Origin of the sequence: Streptomyces sp. NBC_01537 (assembly GCF_045040445.1) — a bacterium.
In the GTDB taxonomy this organism is placed as follows: domain Bacteria; phylum Actinomycetota; class Actinomycetes; order Streptomycetales; family Streptomycetaceae; genus Actinacidiphila.
On sequence record NZ_CP109392.1, the window covers coordinates 7,678,733 to 7,699,127 of the forward strand.

Genomic DNA, 20,395 nt, shown 5'->3' on the forward strand with positions numbered 1-20,395 from the left:
TCGATTCGCCGTCAGGACGAATCAGCCTCCTCCACCGGATCGCCGAGGATGACCTCTAGCAGGTGCACGATCTCGGAATTGAGTGACCGCCGGTCGGCACGGGCGCGAGTGTCCAGGCGGTCACGGAGTTCGGAGGGGAGTCTGAGTGTGATGCGAACTTCGGAATTCATGACACCAGTTTAGTGGTATTTTGACGTTATGGCGACGCCACGGGAGTCGGAGGAGGCCGGACATGCTCGATACACCTACCGGCTGCGGCTGTCGTCCGCCGACCGCAAGGCCCTGCTCGGCGAGTGGGACCGGTGCCGGTGGGTGTGGAACCAGTGCGCTGCCGAATCCAGGGCCGCGCACAAGGCTGAGGAGAAGTGCGGTCCGGCCCGGCTCGACAAGATGCTGACCGGTTGGCGCGCCGAACACGAGTGGCTGGGTGAGGGCGCCTCGGTGCCGCAGCAGCAGATCATCCGGGACTTCGCCAGGTCGCGCGCCAAGGCGCTGAAGGACATCAAGGCCCGAGTGCCGGTACGGCAGCGGGCGGGCATGCCCCGCTTCAAGAAGAAGGATTTCGCGGGCCCCACCCTCAACTACACCCGACGTGGCTTCCGGTTGAAGGACGGCCGCTTGCACCTGGCCGGAGGAGTCGTCCTGACAGTGGTGTGGTCAAGGGGCCTGCCCGCTGACCCGTCCAGCGTGCGCATCTACCGCGATAGCCTCGGCCACTGGTATGCCTCCTTCGTCGTCCCCTCGGAGACCCAACCGCTCCCCGCAACCGGCCGCTGTATAGGCATCGATTGGGGCGTGAAAGAGACCGCCACCACCACCAGCGATACCCACGACCTCCCCTACAGTGGGCACGGCAAGAAGGCCGCCGGAAGACTTACCCGGTATCAGCGGATGATGGCCCGCCGCAAACCACAGCGCGGGCAGGCCGCGTCCAAGGGCTACCGCACCGCGAAGCGGCAGGCCGCGAAGGTCCACAAGAAGGTGGCCCGGCAACGGGAGGACACCGCTCGCAAGTGGGCCAAGAGTGTCGTACGCGATCATGACAGGCTCGCGGTCGAGGACTTCCGTCCGAAGTTCCTCGCCAAGTCCACCATGGCCCGCAAAGCCGCCGACGCCGCGATCAGCGCGACCAAGCAGGCGCTGATCCACATGGCGCGCAAGCATGGGCGACAACTGGACCTCGTGCACCCCGCGCACACCACAATGGACTGCGGACACTGCGGAGCGAGAACCAAGCACGCACTGCCGCTGTCGGAACGTACCTACACCTGCACCGCGTGCGGAGCCGTGTCCCCCCGGGACAAGAACTCCGCCCGCGTGATGCTGGTCCGGGCTGGTCTCAACCCGGCTGGTGCTGATCGTGTAAGACCTGGCGGGCCGCCGGTCCGCAGGCGACGTGAGCCAGGAATCCCCCTCCTTCAGGAGGCGGAGGAGTCAAGGTTCATAGCCGCGATCGACAGCCGGCTGGCCTTTGGTGAGGAAGGAGGACGGGGCCGAGGCCGACGGGCTGATGACACAGGCCCGTACTGACGTCCTAGCTAACCCGCTCCGTCAACGAACTGCGCCGCGTTGCCCTCGGCAATGTACACACCGCCCAGACACCTGACGCTATGCCGTCTTGCGTGTGTGTTCATGCCATGCCAGAGCCCTGGCTTCCTGCCACAGTGGAATCATGACAAGCGCCCCCACACCCCGCCCCGAGGCCCCGCGCGTCGGCGTACGCGGCGAAGCCACCCTCGAAGTCGAACCCGAGCTCGCCCGCATCGCCGTCACCGTCACCGCCCGCGGCACCGACCGCCGCGACACGCTCAAGGACATCACCCGCCGCAACAACCACATCCTCGACCTGATCAAGGAATACGGCGACGCGGTCGAGAAACTGGAGACCGGCGGCTTCGTCATCACCCCCGAACTGCGCGAACGCGGCCGCGGCGAACGCATCCGCGCCTACCACGGCACCGTCCGCATCAACGCCACCCTCACCGACTTCACCGCCCTCGGCGAACTCACCACCCGCCTCGCCGACCTCGACCTCACCCGCGTCGACGGCCCCTGGTGGTCCCTGCGCCACGACTCACCCGCCTACCGCACCGCCCGGCAGCAAGCCGTCCACGCCGCCGTCCAGCGCGCCCGCGAATACGCCGAAGCCCTCGGCGCCCGCCTCACCACCCTCATCGAACTCGACGACGAAGGCGTCCAGCAATCCACCCCCTACCCCCGCGAACGCACCATGCGAGCCGCCTTCGCCGCCGCCCCCGGCTCCGCCGCACAGGACACCGCCCCCGCCATCGACCTCGAACCCGAACGCCAGACCGTCTACGCCCAGGTCACCGCTCACTTCACCATGACCGCCCCGGACCTCGGCTAGAGCCTGTCCGGCGCGCCCGGTGTGCTCATCGGAGCGCCCCCATGCACATTCACCACTTGTCAACAACCGTTAATCCAGCCGACGTTGGACAGTCGCCGACAACCAAATACCTACCCACGGGTAAGTCATAAGCTCGAAACATGCGCCGAGCGAAAATCGTCTGCACCCTGGGCCCCGCCACCGACACCTACGACCAGATCAAAACCCTGGTCGAAGCCGGTATGGACGTAGCCCGCCTCAACATGAGCCACGGCTCCCACGTCGACCACGAAGACCGCTACCGGCGCGTCCGCAAAGCCTCCGACGAGATCGGCCACAGCGTCGGCATCCTCGCCGACCTTCAAGGCCCGAAGATCCGCCTCGCCCGCTTCGCCGAAGGCCCCGTACTCCTTGAACGCGGCGACGAATTCACCATCACCACCGACGACGTCCCCGGCACCCGCGACATCTGCGGCACCACCTACAAAGGCCTCGCCGCCGACGTCAGCCGCGGCGAACGCATCCTCGTCGACGACGGCCGCGTCACCCTCGAAGTCACCGACGTAGAAGGCCCCCGCGTCCACACCATGTGCATCGAGGGCGGCCTCATCTCCGACAACAAAGGCCTCAACCTCCCCGGCGTCTCCGTCTCCGTCCCCGCCCTCTCCGAAAAAGACATCGACGACCTCCGCTGGGCCCTGCGCATCGGCGCCGACATCATCGCCCTGTCCTTCGTACGCAGCGGACGCGACGCCGAGGACGTCCACCGCGTCATGGCACAAGAAGGCCGCCGCGTCCCCGTCATCGCCAAGATCGAAAAGCCGCAGGCCGTAGACAACCTCGAAAACATCGTCGACGCCTTCGACGGCATCATGGTCGCCCGCGGCGACCTCGGCGTCGAAATGCCCCTCGAAGCCGTGCCGCTTGTGCAGAAACGAGCCGTCAAACTCGCCAAGCGCAACGCCAAGCCCGTCATCGTCGCCACCCAGATGCTCGACTCCATGATCGAAGCCTCCCGCCCCACCCGCGCCGAAGCCAGCGACGTCGCCAACGCCGTCATGGACGGCGCCGACGCCGTCATGCTCTCCGGCGAGACCAGCGTCGGCAAACACCCCATCGAAACCGTCAAGACCATGTCCCGCATCGTCGAAGCCGCCGAAGAAGACATGCTCGCGGCCGGGCTCCCGCCCCTCACCGACCGCGACAAACCCCGCACCCAAGGCGGCGCCGTCGCCCGCGCCGCCGCCGAAATGGGCGACTTCCTCAACGCCAAATTCCTCGTCGCCTTCACCCAGTCCGGCGACACCGCCCGCCGCCTCTCCCGCTACCGCTCCCCGATTCCCGTGCTCGCCTTCACCCCCGAACCCGCCACCCGCTCCCAGCTCAACCTCACCTGGGGCGTCGAAACCTTCCTCGGCCCCGTCGTCCAGACCACCGACGCGATCGTCGACCACGTCGACGAGCAACTGCTGCGCATCGGCCGCTGCCAGAAGGGCGACGTCGTGATCATTACGGCGGGTTCCCCGCCGGGCGTCGCCGGCACGACGAACATGGTCCGGGTGCATCACGTCGGCGAGGACGACTCCCCGAAGTAGCCCTGAGAAGGGCGTCCGTCAGTACTTGGGGCCCACGTGCCGGTCCATGAGCGCGACGGATTCCCGGCGGGCGACGGAGATGTTCCAGGCGTTCGCCTGCTTCCACTCGACGCCCAGCGCGTCCAGGGTGTCGGTGTAGAGCCGCCGGATGTCCTCGGACTTGTTGGTGAAGAAATATCTCGGGTACTCGTAGCGCTTCCGCTCACCCTGGACGAGGCGCGTGGCCCAGTTGGTGATCCGGCAGCCGTCGGAGTGGATGAGGCCCTTCACGAACTCCCAGGGGTGCGCGTCGGTGATCGTCTGCTGCCACGGCTCCAGTGTGATCGTGCGGTCGTGTTTCTTGCCGGGGGCGTGCTGCGGGAACAGGCACGGCCAGTGCTTGCTGTAGGACGTGATCATCGTGCAGCCCACGTTCTGCACGCGGCAGACGGCACCCTCCGGGCGGACCGCGCGCACGGCCTCCTCGCAGGCGGCGATGAGCCCGGGCCAGGAGTCGGCACACGCGATGCGGAGGGCGTACCCGCCTCGCGGCTGACGGCTCAGACAGCCGTCGCCCAGGTAGAGGCCGAGCAGGTAGGCATAGGGTGCCGGGCTCGGCGTCGCGGCGGGTACGGCGCAGCGAACGCACTCGCCGCTGCGCTGAAGCGGCTCGATTCGGACGCGCCAGTCGCGGAGCGCGGAGCGCGATATCCCGGTCAGTTGGCTCACTGAGTTGAGGCTGCGGCCCTCATCGACAAGTGAGAGGGCGCGACGGCGCGTTTCGAGGTCGTACATGTGACCGAGCGTGGTCGGATTGCTTGCTCACCGGGCAAACTCGAAGGTCAGTTCACTCGATGTGGCGAAGATCGCCATTCTTGGAACGCCTTGGAATTGAAGGGAGAGTACCCCGGGTCGGATTCGAACCGACGCTGAATGGGTTTTGAATCCATCGCCTCTACCGCTGGGCTACCGGGGCTCCTTCAAAACGAAGGGTTGCGGATGCCCTTCGGCCCCCAACGATACCGGAGATAGGTAGGCTCATGGTGCAGTACCCCGCCTGGAACAAGGAGTCCCGTGAGCGCCCCCGAGCCCGCTGACGAGCAGCAGCATGTACCCCCGACGACGACGCGTGTCGTCATCGCCGAGGACGAGGCACTGATCCGGCTCGACCTCAAAGAGATGCTGGAAGAGGAAGGCTATTCGGTCGTCGGTGAGGCCGGCGACGGCGAGACGGCCGTGAAGCTGGCGGAGGAGCACCGCCCGGATCTGGTGATCCTCGATGTGAAGATGCCGATTCTGGACGGGATTTCGGCCGCGGAGCAGATCGCGAAGGAGCGGCTGGCGCCGGTTCTGATGCTGACGGCTTTCTCGCAGCGGGAGCTGGTCGAGCGGGCGCGTGACGCGGGCGCGATGGCGTATCTGGTGAAGCCGTTCAGCAAGAGCGATGTCGTGCCGGCGATCGAGATGGCCGTATCCCGCTTCACGGAGATGCGGGCGCTGGACGCGGAGATCGCGGATCTCTCCCTGCGCCTGGAGACGCGGAAGCTGGTGGACCGGGCGAAGAGCGTGCTGCAGACGAAGTACGGCCTGACGGAGCCCGCCGCGTTCCGGTGGATCCAGAAGACGTCGATGGATCGTCGGATGACGATGCAGGCGGTGGCGCAGGCCGTGATCGACGAGGTCCCGGGGAAGTAGCCGCAGGTACGACGCGAAGGGGCCCGCACCGATCGGTGCGGGCCCCTTCGCATTGCGTACGTAGGTAAGGTCAGTCCTCGCCGAGGTAGGCCTTGCGTACGGATTCGTCGTGCAGCAGGTCCTGACCGGTCCCGCTGAGGACGATGTTGCCGATCTCCATGACGTGGCCCTGGTCGGCCAGGGAGAGCGCGGCCTGGGCGTTCTGCTCGACGAGCAGGATGGTCATGCCGGTGGACTTGAGCTCGACGATGGTGGACATGATCTTCTGCATCATGATGGGGGAGAGCCCCATGGAGGGCTCGTCCAGCATGAGCAGTTTGGGCTGGCACATCAGGGCGCGGCCCATGGCCAGCATTTGCTGCTCGCCACCGGACAGCGTGCCGGCGGCCTGCTTTCGACGCTCGCCCAGGATGGGGAAGAGGTCGTAGGCGTGCTGGATGTCCTTGGCGATGCCGTCGGCGTCCTTGCGCAGGTAGGCGCCGAGCTTGAGGTTCTCCTCGATGGTCAGGCGGGGGAAGATGTGCCGCCCTTCCGGAGAGTGAGCGAGCCCCAAGGCGACGATCTTGTGGGCCGGGACCTTTTCGATGGGCTGGCCGTCGAAGAGGACTCGGCCACCGGTCGGCCGCAGCAGGCCGCTCAGGGTGCGCAGGGTGGTGGTCTTGCCGGCGCCGTTGGTGCCGATGAGGGTGACGACCTGGCCGGCTTCTACGCTGAAGGAGATGCCTTTGACGGCTTCGATCTTGCCGTAGGAGACGCGCAGGTCTTCGACTTCGAGCAGGGCGGTCATCGCTCGTCCTCCGTGGTGCTGGTGGTGCTCGCGGCTTGAGCGGCTTCCGCGGCCTCGGCTGCTTCGACTTCGGCGACTTCTTCCGCCCCCGGGGCGCCCTCGAAGGGTTCGCCGAGGTAGGCGGCGATGACGCGTTCGTCGTTCTGGACGACTTCGCTGGTGCCTTCGACGAGCTTTTCGCCCTGGACGAGGCAGGCGACGCGGTCGCTGAGGTTGAAGATGAAGCGCATGTCGTGCTCGATGACGAGGACGGCGATGCCCTTGTCGCGGATGGCGAACACCAGTTCCTCGGTGGCTCGCGTCTCCTGCGGGTTCATGCCGGCCGTGGGCTCGTCGAGGAGCAGCAGGCCGGGTTCGCTCGCGAGTGCCCGGGCGATTTCGAGCTTGCGCTGTTCGCCGTAGGGCAGGTTCTTCGCGAGGTGCTCGGCCTTGTTCTCGAGGCCGATGAACTCCAGGAGTTCCATGGCGCGTGCGCGGCTGGCGGCTTCGGCCCTGTGGTAGCGGGGGCCGCGGATGAGGGCTGAGAAGAGGCCCTCCTTGGTGCGGGTGTGCCGGCCGACGAGGACGTTTTCCAGGACGGTCATGTTGGCGAAGAGCCGGATGTTCTGGAAGGTACGGGCGATGCCGGCCGTGGTGACGAGGTGCGGCTTGGGCGGAAGGACCGTGCCCTTGTACCTCACCGTGCCCTCGGTTGGGATGTAGAGCCCGGTCAGACAGTTGAAGAAGGTGGTCTTGCCGGCGCCGTTGGGGCCGATGAGGCCGACGATCTCGCCGCTGTTGACGGTGAGGTCTACGTTGCGGACGGCGGTGAGGCCGCCGAAGCGCATGATTACGCCGCTGGCTTCGAGGATGGTCTCGGTGGTGGCGGTTGCGGTGGTGGTGGTCATGTGGTTCACACCCCGGCCGTGGCGGGCGCTGCGGGAGCGGCGGGTTCGGTTGGTTCCTCGGCTTCGTGGAATTCGAGCTGGCGCCGCCGGTTGGCGATGACGCCTTCGGGGCGGAAGCGCATGAGGATGATGAGGGTGATGCCGAAGGCGAAGAGCTGGTATTCCTGGAGGAATTCGAGCTTTTCGGGGATGAGGTACAGCAGCGCCGCGCCGAGGAGGGGGCCGCTGACGGTGCCCATGCCGCCGAGGACGACCGCGGCCAGGAGGAACGCGGAGTTGGGGGCGACGGGCCCGGCGAAGACGTAGGGGTCGGGCACGACGTTGTTGGTGACGTGGGCGCTGACGGTGCCGGCGAGGCCGGCGAGGGAGGCGCCGAGGGCGAAGGCGATGAGCTTGACGCGGAAGCCGTTGATGCCCATGGCGGTGGCGGCGGTCTCGTCTTCGCGGATGGCGACCCAGGCGCGGCCGATGCGGGAGTCGGAGGCCCGGTTGAAGACGAGCACCACGACCACGGTGACGATGAGCATGAGCAGGTAGTAGTTGGCGAAGCGGCCGAGGGTGAACCCGGCGAAGGTGTGGTTCGCGCCGAAGTTGAAGCTGCCGATGCTCAGGTCGGGGATGGCTGCGATGCCGTTGGGCCCGTTGGTGACGTCCGGGCCGGAGCTGCCGTCGAGGTTGCGGACGACGATGCGGAAGATCTCACCGAAGCCGAGGGTGACGATGGCGAGGTAGTCGCCGCGCAGCCGCAGGGTGGGAGCGCCGATGAGGACGCCGAAGATGAGTGAGGCTGCGGCTCCGGTGAGGGCGGCGGCCCAGAAGGGGAACGTCGTCCCGGAGATGGTGGAGTACTCGGAGCCGGAGACCAGGGCCGCGGCGTAGGCGCCGACGCCGAGGAAGGCGACGTAGCCGAGGTCGAGGAGGCCGGTGAGGCCGACGACGATGTTCAGGCCCAGGGCGACCGTGCCGAAGATGAGGATGTTGACGCCGACGTTGGCGTCGTGGTCGTTGTTCTGGGTGAAGGGGAAGATCGCGGCGGCCACGAAGGCGAGCGTCATGGCGTAGCTGCGGTTGCCGGCGCTGATCGCGGAGAAGCGGTCGAGCAGGCCTGCGCTGTGCAGGGCCCAGGAGCCGAGGAGGGTGACGATGAGGAAGCCGCTGAAGAGCTCGCCGCCCTCGGTGTCGATGCCGTAGGTGAAGACCAGGAGCCCGAGGCCGATGACGACGGCGATGATGCCGCGCTGCTGCCAGCCGGGGAGGACCGCGAGCGGCTTGGTGCGCTCGGGCTTGGCGACGTATGCGGCGAGGGTGGCCTTGAGGCTGTCCTTGCCGCTGACCGTGGCGGGGCCGGGCTTGGGCAGTGCCAGTGCGCCGATGACGGGGACGATGGAGAAGAGTCCCGCGAGTACGCCGCCGACTACCCAGTTGGCCACGCCGCCGAGTTCGGTGGCGATCGAGATGAGCGAGAACCAGGTGACGCCGAGACCGGCGAAGGCGCTCAGGACGATCGGCGCGGTGGTGCCGCCGGCCGGGGTGAGCCAGCCCAGGCCTTTGATGCCGTAGCCGGCGAGGGCGAAGAGCACCGTGAGCAGGCCGGCGGTGAAGGCGAGCCACTGCAGGCCGGCGGGTGAGCCGTAGTAGGTGAGGTCGCCCGGGAATTCGCTGGTCCAGGTCCAGGCGAGGAAGGCGCCCACGCAGGTGAGGAGGCCGCCGGCGACGGTGAGGGCGCGGGCGATGTTCTCCGGGAGGGGGATCAGGCCTGCGGCGCTGACGGTCGTGGCCGGGGTGTTGTCCTTGATGGTGTCAGTCATGGTGTCACGCCCTGTCCGCGACGCGTTCGCCGAGTAGGCCTTGTGGCCTCAGCAGGAGTACGAGGATGAGGAGGACGAACGCCCACACGGAGGTCCAGCCGCCGCCGCCGAACTGTTCCATGCCGGGGATGTTGGCGATGTAGGCGCTGGCGAGGGCTTCGGCGACGCCGAGGACGAGGCCGCCGAGCATGGCGCCGTAGATGTTGCCGATGCCGCCGAGGACGGCGGCGGTGAAGGCCTTGAGGCCGGCCTGGAAGCCCATGTCGTACTTGATCTGGCCGTAGCGCAGTCCGTAGGCGACCGAGGCGACGGCGGCGAAGAGGCCGCCGATGGCGAAGGCGATGACGATGACCCGGTTGGTGTCGATGCCCATGAGCTGGGCGGTGTCCGGGTCCTGGGCGGTGGCCTGCATGGCGCGGCCGGTGCGGGTGGAGCGGACGAAGCCGGCGAGGGCGCCCATGCACAGGGGGGCGGCGATGATGACGAAGAGGTCGCCGCTGCTGAAGCTGATGGAGCCGATGTGCCAGGGTCCGGCGTCGATCTGGGGGAAGACGCGGGCGTCCGTGGCCTTGGGGTACCAGTTGCGGACGGCTTCCTGGAGGGCCAGGGAGAGTCCGATGGCGGTGATGAGTGGCGCGAGGCGTGGCGCGTTTCTCAGCGGCCGGTAGGCGAATCGTTCTGCCCCGGTGGCGATGAGCACGGCGACGACGGCGCCGCCGATGAGCATCAGGGGTAGGGCTACCCACATGGAGGTGCCGGATGGAAGGGCGAACCAGACCGTGAGGGCGCCGAAGCCGCCGGTCATGAAGATCTCGCCGTGGGCGAAGTTGATGAGCTGGACGATGCCGTACACCATCGTGTAGCCGATGGCGATCAGCCCGTACATCGAGCCGAGGAACAGCCCGTTGGCCAGCTGTTGCGGCAGGGTGTTCACCGCATGGCCTCCATGTCGCTGGGGAGCAGGGGAGTTTTTCGGGGCGGGTTCCCGGCTGTGCCGGGTTCCCGGGTCATGGCACGGGCCGCGCGGTGGTGGGTGGACCTCCGCGCGGCCCTTTTGTGGTGCTGTGGTGGCGCTGTGTGTCGTTACGGCGGTTCCAGGTCCTGGGTTTCCAGGGGTCCTGCCGCTACTCCGGTGGTCAGCCGGTGTAGGTGCCGCTCTTGACGGCCGCCCACTTGCCGTCCTTGACCTCGTAGACGGTGAGCTGCTTGTTGGTGGTGTCACCGAACTCGTCGAAGGAGACGTGGCCGGCGATGCCGTCGAAGTCGGTCTTCTGGACGGCCGCGGTGATCTGGGCGCGGGCGTCGGAGGGGATCTTGCCGTCCTTCACGACCTCGCCGACGGCCTTGATGATGGCCGTGGTGGCGTCGTAGGAGTAGCCGCCGTAGGTCTGGTAGTCGCCCTTGAGGCCGGAGGCCTTGTAGGCCGTGATGAAGTCCTGGGCGGCAGGCAGGGTGGTGACGGGGACGCCGACGGAGGTGACGTAGTCGCCCGCGGTGGCCGCGCCGCCGTTGGTGATGTAGGTGTCGGAGTACATGCCGTCACCGCCGAACAGCGGGATCTTGGAGCCGGCGGCCTTGAGCTGCTTGGTGATCAGCGAGGACTCGTCGTACTGGCCGCCGTAGTAGAGCAGGTCGGCGCCGGAGTTCTTGATCTTGGTGACGAGGGTGGAGAAGTCGGTGTCGCCGGCGTTGACGTGGTCGGTGCCGACCGCCTTGCCGCCGAGCGCGACGAACTTGTCCTTGAAGATGGCGGCCAGGCCGGCACCGTAGGTCTGCTTGTCGTCGACGACGAAGACCTTCGTCTTCTTGATCGTGTTGTAGGCGTAGTCCGCGGCGAACGCGCCCTGGAGGGCGTCGGTGGTGGCGGTGCGGAAGTACGTCTTGTACGGGCGGACCTTCTTGCCGGTCGCCCAGTTGGCGCCCTGGGTCAGCGCCGGGTTGGTGTTCGAGGGGGAGATCTCGACCAGGTTCGCGCTGTTGAAGACCTGCTGCATCGACTGGGCCACGCCGGAGTTCAGGGGGCCGACGACGCCGAGGACGTCCTCGTCGGCGACGAGCGTGGTGGCGTTCTGCTGGCCGGTGGCCGGCTGCGCCTTGTCGTCGAGTTCCTTGATCTTGAACGTGACGCCGGAGACCGTCTTGTTCTTGTTGGCGTCTTCGACGGCGAGCTTGGCGCCACCGAGGATGCCCAGGCCGGTGGCCGAGTTCGCACCGGAGAGCGGGGCGTCGACCCCGATCACGACGGTGGTGGACTTGCTGTCGCTGCTGCTGGAGTCATCGCCGCGTGAGCCGCAGGCGGTCAGCGTGAGCGCCCCGACGCTGAGCGTGGAGGTGAGAATCAGCAAGGAACGGTGTCGCACGATTGGTCCTTTCCCCTGGCGCGGCCCGCTCTGCTTGAGGGGCCGAGTCGTGCGCTGGTACCGAACTGAGCTGGAATCCGGTGGCGCGGTGACTGGGCGTGACTATAGGCGCGTCGGAGGGTGTCTGGGAGTGGGGTAGGACATGATGTGACGCTCTTGTTATGACATGAGCAAAGCTTGAGGTTCGGCTCGGTGACAAAACGGCATCATCTTTTCAAAACCGAAGATTTCACATACTGAGAATCCCCAGTTCCGGTGCGTGTTTTTGCGCCACCTGTGAGGAGTTCTCACATGACGTGCGCAGCGCTGTGAACAGGTCATCGGGGTAGTCGCCGCCGATGATGTAGCTCTCCTGCTGTATTGCGCGGGTGTTACGAAGCGTTACGTCGAGGAAAGCGAGCACGACTTTCCTGGGCACGCCGCGGCAGTCGCGCACATGGAATCGCAGGACAATCCGCACCTCGCTCCCCGCCTCGACGGTGAACGGTGTGGCGGGCGCCGCGACCGTCGTCACGCTTTCGGATGACAGCCGGATCTCCCGTACGGTGACCGGCGGCCCCTCCGTGACCGAGACGGTGAACCGGAGGGTGAAAGTCCGGGTGGCGCGATCCGGTGTGTCCCTGCCCGGCCCCTCGTACTCGAAGCGGGTGGCCTGGGCCGGCCAGGGCGGCGGAGGGGGCTCGGGCGGGGCCGGGCGGGTGGCGGCGGCGTAGCCCGCGAGCGCGGCCAGGACGGTGGCACAGGCCACCGAGACGGTCGCCCGGCGCCGGCTGCGGGGCAGTGCGGCCCAGCGGTCGGACAGGCGGGGCGCGCCGGTCTCCGGGCCGATCACGTCCACGTCCGCGGGGCCGCGCATCGTCGTGCCTTCGCCGGGCTCGACCGGTCCGATGCCGCTCATGACGAAACGTTAGACCGCGCTGCCGCGCGCCACAACGGAGCCTCGTGCGGCCGGGCTTGCGCATACCGGGGCCGGTCAGCCGGTGATGCCGTTCGGCGTCACCGGCCGCAGCGCGCACGTGAGCCGGGCGGAGCAGACCCGCCGGCCCTGCTCGTCCGTGATGGTGATCTCGTACGTGGCGGAGGAGCGGCCCCGGTGCAGGGGGGTGGCGGTGCCGGTGACGACGCCGTCACGGACACCGCGGTGGTGGGTGGCGTTGAGGTCGACGCCGACGGCGATCTTGCCGGAGCCGGCGTGGAGCATGGCGCCGACGGAGCCGAGGGTCTCGGCGAGGACGGCGGAGGCGCCGCCGTGCAGGAGGCCGTAGGGCTGGGTGTTGCCCTTGACGGGCATGGTGCCGACGACGCGGTCGGCGGTGGCCTCGACGACCTCGATGCCCATGTGGTTGCCGAGGTGGCCGGCGGAGAAGAGCGCGACGATGTCGACGCCGAGGCCGGCGTACTCCTCCACTACTTCCGGGGGGAAGGGAGTGCGGGTCTGCTCGCCCATGCCGGTCGGCTCCTCAAGGTGTTGTGCCGTTCGATGGTTCGCTGTAGTTGTACTGACCAGCTTTATACCGGACGGTCAGTGCCGCCCTCCAGGCGGATCAGCACCGACTTCGACGCCGGGGTGCCGCTGGTGTCGGCGGTGTGGTCCAGCGGGACCAGCACATTGGTCTCGGGGTAGTACGCGGCCGCGCAGCCCCGGGGCGTCGCGTAGTGCACCACCCGGAAGCCGGGGGCGCGCCGCTCGCTGCCGTCCGACCACTCGCTGACCAGATCCACGTAGGCGCCGTCGGCGAGGCTGTGGGCGGCGGCGTCCTCGGGGTTGAGCAGGACGACGCGGCGGCCGCCCTTGATGCCGCGGTAGCGGTCGTCGAGGCCGTAGATGGTGGTGTTGTACTGGTCGTGCGAGCGCAAGGTCTGCAGCAGCAGTCGGCCCTTGGGGACCGCCGGGTACTCCACCGGGGCCGCGGTGAAGTTGGCCTTGCCGGTGGCGGTGGGGAAGCTGCGGGAGTCGCGCGGGGCGTGCGGCAGGGTGAAGCCGCCCGGGTTGGCCACACGTGCGTTGAAGTCCTCGAAGCCGGGGACGACGCGCGATATTCGGTCGCGTATGAGGCTGTAGTCGGCCTCGAAGTCCGCCCAGGGCACGCGGCTGTCCGGCCCTAGCACGGCACGCGCAAGACGGGTGATGATGGCGGTCTCGGACAGCAGGTGCGGGCCGGCCGGTTCCAGGCCGCCGTGCGAGGCGTGCACCATGCCCATGGAGTCCTCGACGGTCACGAACTGCGGCCCGCCCGCCTGGACGTCCTTCTCGGTGCGGCCCAGCGTGGGCAGGATCAGGGCCCGGGCGCCGGTGACGACATGCGAGCGGTTGAGCTTGGTCGACACGTGGACGGTCAGACGCGCCTTGCGCATGGCGGCTTCGGTGGCGTCGGTGTCGGGGGAGGCGGCCACGAAGTTGCCGCCCATGGCGAAGAACACCTTGGCGTCGCCGTCGCGCAGCGCGCGGATGGACCGTACGACGTCGTAACCGTGCTCGCGCGGGGGCGCGAAGCCGAACTCCTTCTCCAGGGCGTCCAGGAAGGCCGGGGCGGGCCGCTCGAAGATGCCCATCGTGCGGTCGCCCTGCACGTTGCTGTGGCCGCGCACGGGGCAGACGCCGGCGCCGGGGCGGCCGATGTTGCCGCGCAGGAGGAGGAAGTTGACGACCTCGCGGATGGTGGGCACGGAGTGCTTGTGCTGGGTGAGGCCCATCGCCCAGCAGACCACGATGCTCTTCGACTTCAGGACGAGCGCGAGGAGCCGGTCGATCTCGGCGCGCTCCAGACCGGTGGCGCGCAGCACCTCGTCCCAGTCGGTGGCGCGGGCGGCGGCCGCGAAGGAGTCGTATCCGTGGGTGTGCTCGTCGATGAAGGCGTGGTCCAGGACCGTGTCCGGGGCCTCGTCCTCGGCCTTGAGCAGCAGGCTGTTCAGGGCGCGGAAGAGCGCCTGGTCGCCGCCGAGCCGGATCTGCAGGAACAGGTCGGACAGCGCGGTGCCGCCGCCCACCAGGCCCTTGGCGTGCTGCGGGTTCTTGAAGCGCTGCATGCCCGCCTCGGGCAGCGGGTTGATCGTGACGATCGTGGCGCCCTGGGCCTTGGCCTTCTCCAGGGCGGACAGCATCCGGGGATGGTTGGTCCCGGGATTCTGCCCGGCCACGATGATCAGGTCCGAGCGGTAGAGGTCCTCCAGCAGGACGCTGCCCTTGCCGATGCCGATCGTCTCGCTGAGCGCCGACCCGGACGACTCGTGGCACATGTTGGAGCAGTCCGGCAGGTTGTTCGTGCCGAACTCGCGGGCGAACAGCTGGTACAGGAAGGCGGCCTCGTTGCTGGTGCGGCCCGAGGTGTAGAACAGCGCCTCGTCGGGGCTGGCCAGGGCGGTCAGCTCCTCGGCGATGATCTCGAAGGCCCGCTCCCAGGGCACCGGCTCGTACCGGTCCGCTCCGGCGGGCAGGTACATGGGCTGGGTGAGCCGGCCCTGCTGGCCCAGCCAGTAGCCGCTGCGCCGGAACAGGTCGGAGACCGGGTGCTCGGCGAAGAAGTCCGGCGTCACCCTGCGCAGCGTCGCCTCCTCGGCGACGGCCTTCGCGCCGTTCTCGCAGAACTCCGCCTTGTGGCGGTGCTCCGGCTCCGGCCACGCGCAGCCCGGACAGTCGAAGCCGTCCTTCTGGTTGACCTTGAGGAGGGTCAGCGCGGTGCGCCGCACGCCCATCTGCTGATGCGCCATGCGCAGGCTGTGCCCGACGGCCGGCAGCCCGGCAGCGGCGTGCTTCGGCGCGCTGACTTCGGGCGCGTCCTGGACCGGGTCCCCTGAGGGTGCTTTGCCTGCCATGCCTCCGATCCTGCCACGGCCGGGATTGTCAGTGGAGCGTGGGAGGATCGGACGCGTGGCAGAGACAGCATCGAAGACGAACGCAGAGACCACCCCGGCGACCGGCGGCCAGCGCCCCCGGCTGCTCCTGCTGGACGGGCACTCCCTTGCCTACCGGGCGTTCTACGCGCTGCCGGTGGAGAACTTCAGCACCGCCACCGGGCAGCCGACGAACGCGATCTATGGTTTCACGTCCATGCTGGCGAACACGCTGCGTGACGAGAAGCCCACACACCTCGCGGTCGCCTTCGACGTCTCCCGCAAGACCTGGCGCTTCGACGAGTTCCCCGAGTACAAGGCGACCCGCTCCAAGACCCCGGACGAGTTCCGCAGCCAGGTCGAGCTGATCGGCGAGCTGCTGGACTCCATGTCGGTCAAGCGCTTCGCCGTCGAGGGCTTCGAGGCCGACGACGTCATCGCGACGCTGGCCACGCAGGCCGAGGCGCTGGGGTACGAGGTGCTGATCGTCACCGGCGACCGCGACGCTTTCCAGCTGGTCAGCGACCATGTCACGGTGCTGTACCCGACCAAGGGCGTCTCCGAGCTGACCCGCTTCACGCCGGAGAAGGTCGTGGAGAAGTACGGCCTCACCCCGGCCCAGTACCCGGACTTCGCCGCTCTGCGCGGCGACCCGTCGGACAACCTGCCGGGCATCCCGGGCGTCGGCGAGAAGACCGCCGCCAAGTGGATCACCCAGTTCGGGTCCTTCGCCGACCTCGTGGAGCGGGTCGAGGAGGTCAAGGGCAAGGCGGGCGAGAATCTGCGCGCCCACCTGGACGCGGTCAAGCTCAACCGGCGGCTCACCGAGATGGTGCGCGATGTCGCGCTGCCCTGCGGCCCCGAGGGGCTGATCCGGGAGCCGTACGACCGCGCCGCCCTCACGGTGGTGCTGGAGGCGCTGGAGTTCCGCAACGCCAACTTCCGGGAGCGGGTGTTCGCCGCCGACCCGGGCGCGGTCGAGGAGGAGATCGAGATCGCCGGCGGTGTCGAGATCGACGGCACCGTGATCGGCTCCGGCGAGCTGGAGGGCTGGCTGGCCGAGCACGCCGCCGCCGGGCCGCTGGGCGTGGCCACGGTCGACGCGTGGGCCCTGGGCAGCGGCAGCGTCTCGGAGATCGCGCTGGCCGCCGCCGGGGGACCGGCCGCCTGGATCGACCCGGCACAGCTGGCCGAGACCGACGAACAGGCCTTCGCGGCCTGGATCGCCGACCCGGCCCGCCCCAAGGTGCTGCACAACTCCAAGAACGTGATGCGGGTCTTCGCCGAGCACGGCTGGAGCGTGGCCGGCGTCGCGATGGACACCGCACTGGCCGCCTACCTGATCAAGCCGGGCCGCCGCTCCTTCGCCCTGGACGCCCTGTCCGTGGAGTACCTGGGCCGCGAGCTGGCCCCGGCCGGCGCCGAGAGCGGCCAGCTGGCCTTCGGCGAGGAGGAGGACGGCAAGGAGGCGGACGCCCTCATGGCCCAGGCCCGTACGGTCCTGGACCTCGGCGAGGCCTTCACCGAGCGGCTCGACGAGGTCGGCGCGGCCGGCCTGCTGCGCGATGTCGAGCTGCCGACCTCGGTGCTGCTGGCCCGCATGGAGCGGGCCGGGATCGCCGCCGACCGCGAGCACCTGGAGCGGCTGGAGCAGCAGTTCGCCGGCCAGGTCCAGCTCGCGGTGAAGGAGGCGCACGCCGCCGTGGGCCACGAGTTCAACCTCGGCTCGCCCAAGCAGCTGCAGGAGGTGCTCTTCGGCGAGCTGGGCCTGCCCAAGACCAAGAAGACCAAGACCGGTTACACCACCGACGCCGACGCCCTGGCCTGGCTCGCCGCCCAGACCGAGCACGAGCTGCCGGTGATCATGCTGCGCCACCGGGAGCAGGCCAAGCTCCGCGTCACCGTCGAGGGCCTGGTCAAGTGCATCGCCCCCCAGGGCCGCATCCACACCTCCTTCAGCCAGACCGTCGCCGCCACCGGCCGGCTGTCCTCCACCGACCCCAACCTGCAGAACGTGCCGGTCCGCACCGCCGAGGGCCGCGACATCCGCCGCGGCTTCGTCGTCGGCGAGGGGTACGAGTCGCTGCTCACCGCCGACTACAGCCAGATCGAACTGCGCGTCATGGCCCACCTGTCCGAGGACGAGGAGCTGATGGCCGCCTTCGCCTCCGGCGAGGACCTGCACACCACTGTCGGCTCCTACGTCTTCTCCGTCCCGCCGGAGAACGTGGACGCCGACATGCGCCGCAAGATCAAGGCGATGTCGTACGGACTGGCCTACGGCCTCTCCGCCTTCGGCCTCTCCCAGCAGCTCGGCATCGAGGCCGGCGAGGCCCGCGGCCTGATGGAGACGTACTTCGAGCGCTTCGGCGGCGTACGGGACTACCTGCAGCGCGTCGTCGAGGAAGCCAGGGTCACCGGATACACCGAGACGCTGCTGGGCCGCCGCCGCTATCTGCCGGACCTCAACAGCGACAACCGGCAGCGCCGCGAGATGGCCGAGCGGATGGCGCTCAACGCACCCATCCAGGGCTCGGCCGCCGACATCGTCAAGATCGCCATGCTGCGGGTCGACGAGGCGGTCACCAAGGAGGGGCTGGCCTCCCGCCTGCTGCTCCAGGTCCACGACGAAATCGTCATCGAGGTCGCCCCCGGCGAGCGCGCGGCGGTCGAGGAACTGGTCCGCCGCGAGATGGCAGGCGCCTACCCGCTGCGGGCCCCGCTCGATGTCTCGGTCGGCGTCGGCCCGGACTGGGAGTCCGCCGCCCACTGATCACCCGGGGTCCGCCGGCCGGCCGTCGCATGTACGAGCAGCGCGTACGCGAGGGCGGCCACCGGCAGACTCGCGCCCGCCCCGAACAGCGAGGTGGGCACCACGTCGGCCAGCGGCGCCCCCGGGTGCGCGTCCCACCACGACCGGCAGCGCAGCGCCGCACCCGCCACAGCCCCGGCGGCCAGCCCCGCCAGGGCCACCCGCCGAGCCCGCCGCGACAGCCGGGGGACACGGCGCGGCGGTGCCGGGTCGCGCGGCACGGCGCGCACGGCCCGTACGGCGCAGACACCCAGCACCGCCAGGCCGACCGCCGAACTGCCGTACTGCGCCCACTTGTGCAGCGGCCAGCCCTGCACGTCCTCGTCCAGGAACGGCAGCATCCGCACACCCCAGCGCCCGTGGTGCGTGAAGGCGTCCCACACCACGTGCGTGGCCGCGCCCGCCGTCGCCGAAGCCCAGAACCAGGCGGCGGTACGGGCAGTGGGAAGCACGGAGCCGTCGCAGCCCAGCACCGTGCCCACCGGCCCCTGCCACCGGTGCGGCAGCAGCGCCGTCAGCGGGCCGCGCACCACGTACCAGCCACCCACCAGACCGGCCGCGATCAGCGGATCGGCCAGCACGACCCCGAGCGGGCCGTGGGTGGCCTCGCCGTGGCGGAAGACACCGTGCACCAGCGAGTCCGCGAAGAACGGCGCGTCCGGCGCGAAAGAGCCCGCGACCAGGGCCGACGCGATCAGCGGGCCCCTGCCGCGCACCACGCCGTCACGGTCCTGCCGCAGGCCCGGAAGTACGGCCATGGCGTGGCTCAAAGTGAACGGCATACAACCTCTTTCTGAAGGTATCCGTCTGATCAGTATGCGAGGCACCCGTCTGTAGATGCGCGCGGGAAGTTGCCGTAGTGTCACCAGGGTTGTCGCGCGGGAGACGCACATCGGGTATATCGGGAGGGTTTCGGGTATGGCAGCGCGGTACGGCCGACGGATACGCAGGGGTGTCGCCGGCACGGCGGTCGCGACGGCTGCGATGGCGGCGCTGAGCGCCTCGCAGGGACCGGGATTCGCCTTCGCGAGCCAGAACAGCGACACGCTGAGAGCCGCGGTCACCGCACCCCCCGGCCCGGCCATCGACGGCGGGTCGCAGCCGAACTACATGGATCTGCCGCCGCTCAACACCCCGACGCCCGGCGTGTCCAGCAGCCCCGGCGCGGGCACCGGAACCGGCTCCACCACCGACACCAGCGGCACCGGCCTGCCGGCCACCGTCCTGGCCGCGTACCAGAAAGCCCAGACGGCGATCGCCCTCACCAGGCCGCAGTGCAACCTGCGCTGGGAACTGCTCGCCGCGATCGGCCAGGTCGAGTCCAACCAGGCGCGCGGCGGCAACGTCGACTCCGAGGGCACCACCCTGAGCCCCATCCTCGGCCCGGTCCTCAACGGCGACGGCTTCGCGAACATCAGCGACACCGACAACGGCGAATGGGACGGCGACAGCACCCACGACCGCGCCGTGGGCCCCATGCAGTTCATCCCCTCCACCTGGGCCACCTGGGGCGCCGACGGCAACGGCGACGGCGACAAGGACCCGAACAACATCTACGACGCCGCGCTCGCCGCCGGCAACTACCTGTGCGCCGACGGCCGCGACCTGTCCGTCGAGGCCGAACTCGACCGCGCGATCCTCGGCTACAACCACTCCCAGGCCTACCTGACGACCGTCCTGTCCTGGTACGACCACTTCCGCAAGGGCGGGGCCGTCTCCATCCCCGACAGCGGCAGCGGCTACACGACCAACCCCCGTACGTCGACCGGCGCGAGCGCCAGTCCGACCGCGACCAAGTCCCCGTCGGCCTCCGCCTCGTCGTCCAAGTCGGCCAGCGCCTCGGCCTCGGCCTCCGCCTCCGCGACGAAGTCGCCGACCGCCACCGCGACCGCCAGCGGCTCCATCAGCGCCTCGGCGTCGGCCTCCGCGTCCACCTCCGCCAGCGCGTCCGCCTCGGCCTCGGCCTCCGCGTCCGCATCCGCCTCCGAGTCGGCCAGCCCCACCGCCACCACCTGCGCGACCGACTCCGCGACGGCCACCGAGACCGCCTCGCCCACCGCCACCGCCACGGACGACCCGTGCGCCACGGCCTCCGCGAGCGCCAGCCCCAGCGCTTCGGAGTCGACCACCCCGGCGGTCGCCGAGTCCGCCTCCGGCAAGCTCAACTGACGTAACGCCTCATCGCCTACGGCCGCACTCCCTTCAGGAGTTGCGGCCGTACGTGTTCTCATCTCACGCCCCGGTTGCTACGGTGCCCCGGCTCGCCCGTCCGCACCCCGTCCTCACCCGACCGA

The 20,395-nt window shown here is 69.1% G+C and carries 17 protein-coding genes and 1 tRNA gene; 6 read left to right on the plus strand and 12 right to left on the minus strand.

The window, feature by feature from the left end:
- Positions 1 to 11 precede the first annotated feature (11 nt).
- Positions 12 to 170 carry an Arc family DNA-binding protein gene (locus OG607_RS35305; protein WP_405732263.1) on the minus strand — a complete coding sequence of 53 codons (159 nt, stop codon included), beginning with the start codon at positions 168 to 170 and terminating at the stop codon, positions 12 to 14.
- Between the two features lie 28 nt (positions 171 to 198).
- Between OG607_RS35305 and OG607_RS35310 the strand changes: the two genes are divergently transcribed.
- The 3 genes from OG607_RS35310 (at position 199) to pyk (ending at position 3,942) form a co-directional block, all read left to right on the plus strand.
- On the plus strand, positions 199 to 1,530 hold the full coding sequence (locus OG607_RS35310; RefSeq protein ID WP_405732266.1) for an RNA-guided endonuclease InsQ/TnpB family protein: 1,332 nt from the start codon (positions 199 to 201) through the stop codon (positions 1,528 to 1,530).
- A gap of 142 nt (positions 1,531 to 1,672) precedes the next feature.
- A complete protein-coding gene (locus tag OG607_RS35315; RefSeq protein WP_405732269.1) occupies positions 1,673 to 2,368 on the plus strand; it encodes an SIMPL domain-containing protein in 696 nt (231 codons plus the stop codon).
- A gap of 140 nt (positions 2,369 to 2,508) precedes the next feature.
- Positions 2,509 to 3,942: a pyruvate kinase gene (pyk, locus tag OG607_RS35320; protein ID WP_405732272.1), complete on the plus strand. Its 1,434-nt coding sequence runs from the start codon at positions 2,509 to 2,511 to the stop codon at positions 3,940 to 3,942.
- 18 nt (positions 3,943 to 3,960) lie between these two features.
- Here the strand turns inward: pyk and OG607_RS35325 are convergent, their stop codons facing one another.
- Entirely contained in the window at positions 3,961 to 4,716 is a 756-nt protein-coding gene (locus tag OG607_RS35325) for a helix-turn-helix domain-containing protein (protein ID WP_405732274.1), read from the minus strand.
- 108 nt (positions 4,717 to 4,824) lie between these two features.
- Positions 4,825 to 4,897: transfer RNA gene (locus tag OG607_RS35330), tRNA-Leu, on the minus strand.
- Positions 4,898 to 4,995: 98 nt separating this feature from the next.
- Between OG607_RS35330 and OG607_RS35335 the strand changes: the two genes are divergently transcribed.
- Complete coding sequence (locus OG607_RS35335) at positions 4,996 to 5,616, plus strand: ANTAR domain-containing response regulator (protein ID WP_405732277.1); 621 nt, start codon at positions 4,996 to 4,998, stop codon at positions 5,614 to 5,616.
- Between the two features lie 70 nt (positions 5,617 to 5,686).
- On the opposite strand, the gene OG607_RS35340 is transcribed toward OG607_RS35335, so the two are convergent.
- From OG607_RS35340 to OG607_RS35375, 8 genes are all read right to left on the minus strand, one after another.
- Positions 5,687 to 6,403, minus strand: a complete 717-nt coding sequence (locus tag OG607_RS35340) for an ABC transporter ATP-binding protein (protein ID WP_405732280.1) — start codon at positions 6,401 to 6,403, stop codon at positions 5,687 to 5,689.
- Complete coding sequence (locus OG607_RS35345) at positions 6,400 to 7,290, minus strand: ABC transporter ATP-binding protein (RefSeq protein ID WP_405732283.1); 891 nt, start codon at positions 7,288 to 7,290, stop codon at positions 6,400 to 6,402. Before OG607_RS35345 ends, OG607_RS35340 begins: the two co-directional genes overlap by 4 nt.
- Positions 7,291 to 7,295: 5 nt before the next feature.
- Positions 7,296 to 9,098: a branched-chain amino acid ABC transporter permease gene (locus tag OG607_RS35350; protein ID WP_405732286.1), complete on the minus strand. Its 1,803-nt coding sequence runs from the start codon at positions 9,096 to 9,098 to the stop codon at positions 7,296 to 7,298.
- A 4-nt stretch (positions 9,099 to 9,102) separates the two neighbouring features.
- A complete protein-coding gene (locus OG607_RS35355) occupies positions 9,103 to 10,032 on the minus strand; it encodes a branched-chain amino acid ABC transporter permease (RefSeq protein ID WP_405732289.1) in 930 nt (309 codons plus the stop codon).
- 202 nt (positions 10,033 to 10,234) lie between these two features.
- Positions 10,235 to 11,458, minus strand: coding sequence for a branched-chain amino acid ABC transporter substrate-binding protein (locus OG607_RS35360; protein WP_405732292.1), 1,224 nt, complete (start codon positions 11,456 to 11,458; stop codon positions 10,235 to 10,237).
- 229 nt (positions 11,459 to 11,687) lie between these two features.
- Positions 11,688 to 12,356 (minus strand): Tat pathway signal sequence domain protein, encoded by a 669-nt coding sequence (locus OG607_RS35365; protein WP_405732295.1) that lies wholly within the window; start codon positions 12,354 to 12,356, stop codon positions 11,688 to 11,690.
- A gap of 75 nt (positions 12,357 to 12,431) precedes the next feature.
- On the minus strand, positions 12,432 to 12,905 hold the full coding sequence (locus tag OG607_RS35370) for a hotdog fold thioesterase (protein WP_405732298.1): 474 nt from the start codon (positions 12,903 to 12,905) through the stop codon (positions 12,432 to 12,434).
- A 62-nt stretch (positions 12,906 to 12,967) separates the two neighbouring features.
- A complete protein-coding gene (locus OG607_RS35375; protein ID WP_405732301.1) occupies positions 12,968 to 15,271 on the minus strand; it encodes an FdhF/YdeP family oxidoreductase in 2,304 nt (767 codons plus the stop codon).
- Between the two features lie 55 nt (positions 15,272 to 15,326).
- On the opposite strand from OG607_RS35375, the gene polA reads away from it, so the two are divergent.
- Positions 15,327 to 18,062, plus strand: a complete 2,736-nt coding sequence (gene polA, locus OG607_RS35380; RefSeq protein WP_405732304.1) for a DNA polymerase I — start codon at positions 15,327 to 15,329, stop codon at positions 18,060 to 18,062.
- On the opposite strand, the gene OG607_RS35385 is transcribed toward polA, so the two are convergent.
- The gene (locus OG607_RS35385) at positions 17,993 to 18,883 is read right to left on the minus strand and encodes a DUF4184 family protein (RefSeq protein WP_405732307.1); all 891 of its coding nucleotides are present in this window, start codon (positions 18,881 to 18,883) and stop codon (positions 17,993 to 17,995) included. The two genes, polA and OG607_RS35385, sit on opposite strands and share 70 nt — an antisense overlap.
- A 136-nt stretch (positions 18,884 to 19,019) precedes the next feature.
- Here OG607_RS35385 and OG607_RS35390 point away from each other — a divergent pair, with 136 nt between their 5' ends.
- Positions 19,020 to 20,270 (plus strand): lytic transglycosylase domain-containing protein, encoded by a 1,251-nt coding sequence (locus OG607_RS35390; protein WP_405732310.1) that lies wholly within the window; start codon positions 19,020 to 19,022, stop codon positions 20,268 to 20,270.
- Positions 20,271 to 20,395: the final 125 nt, after the last annotated feature.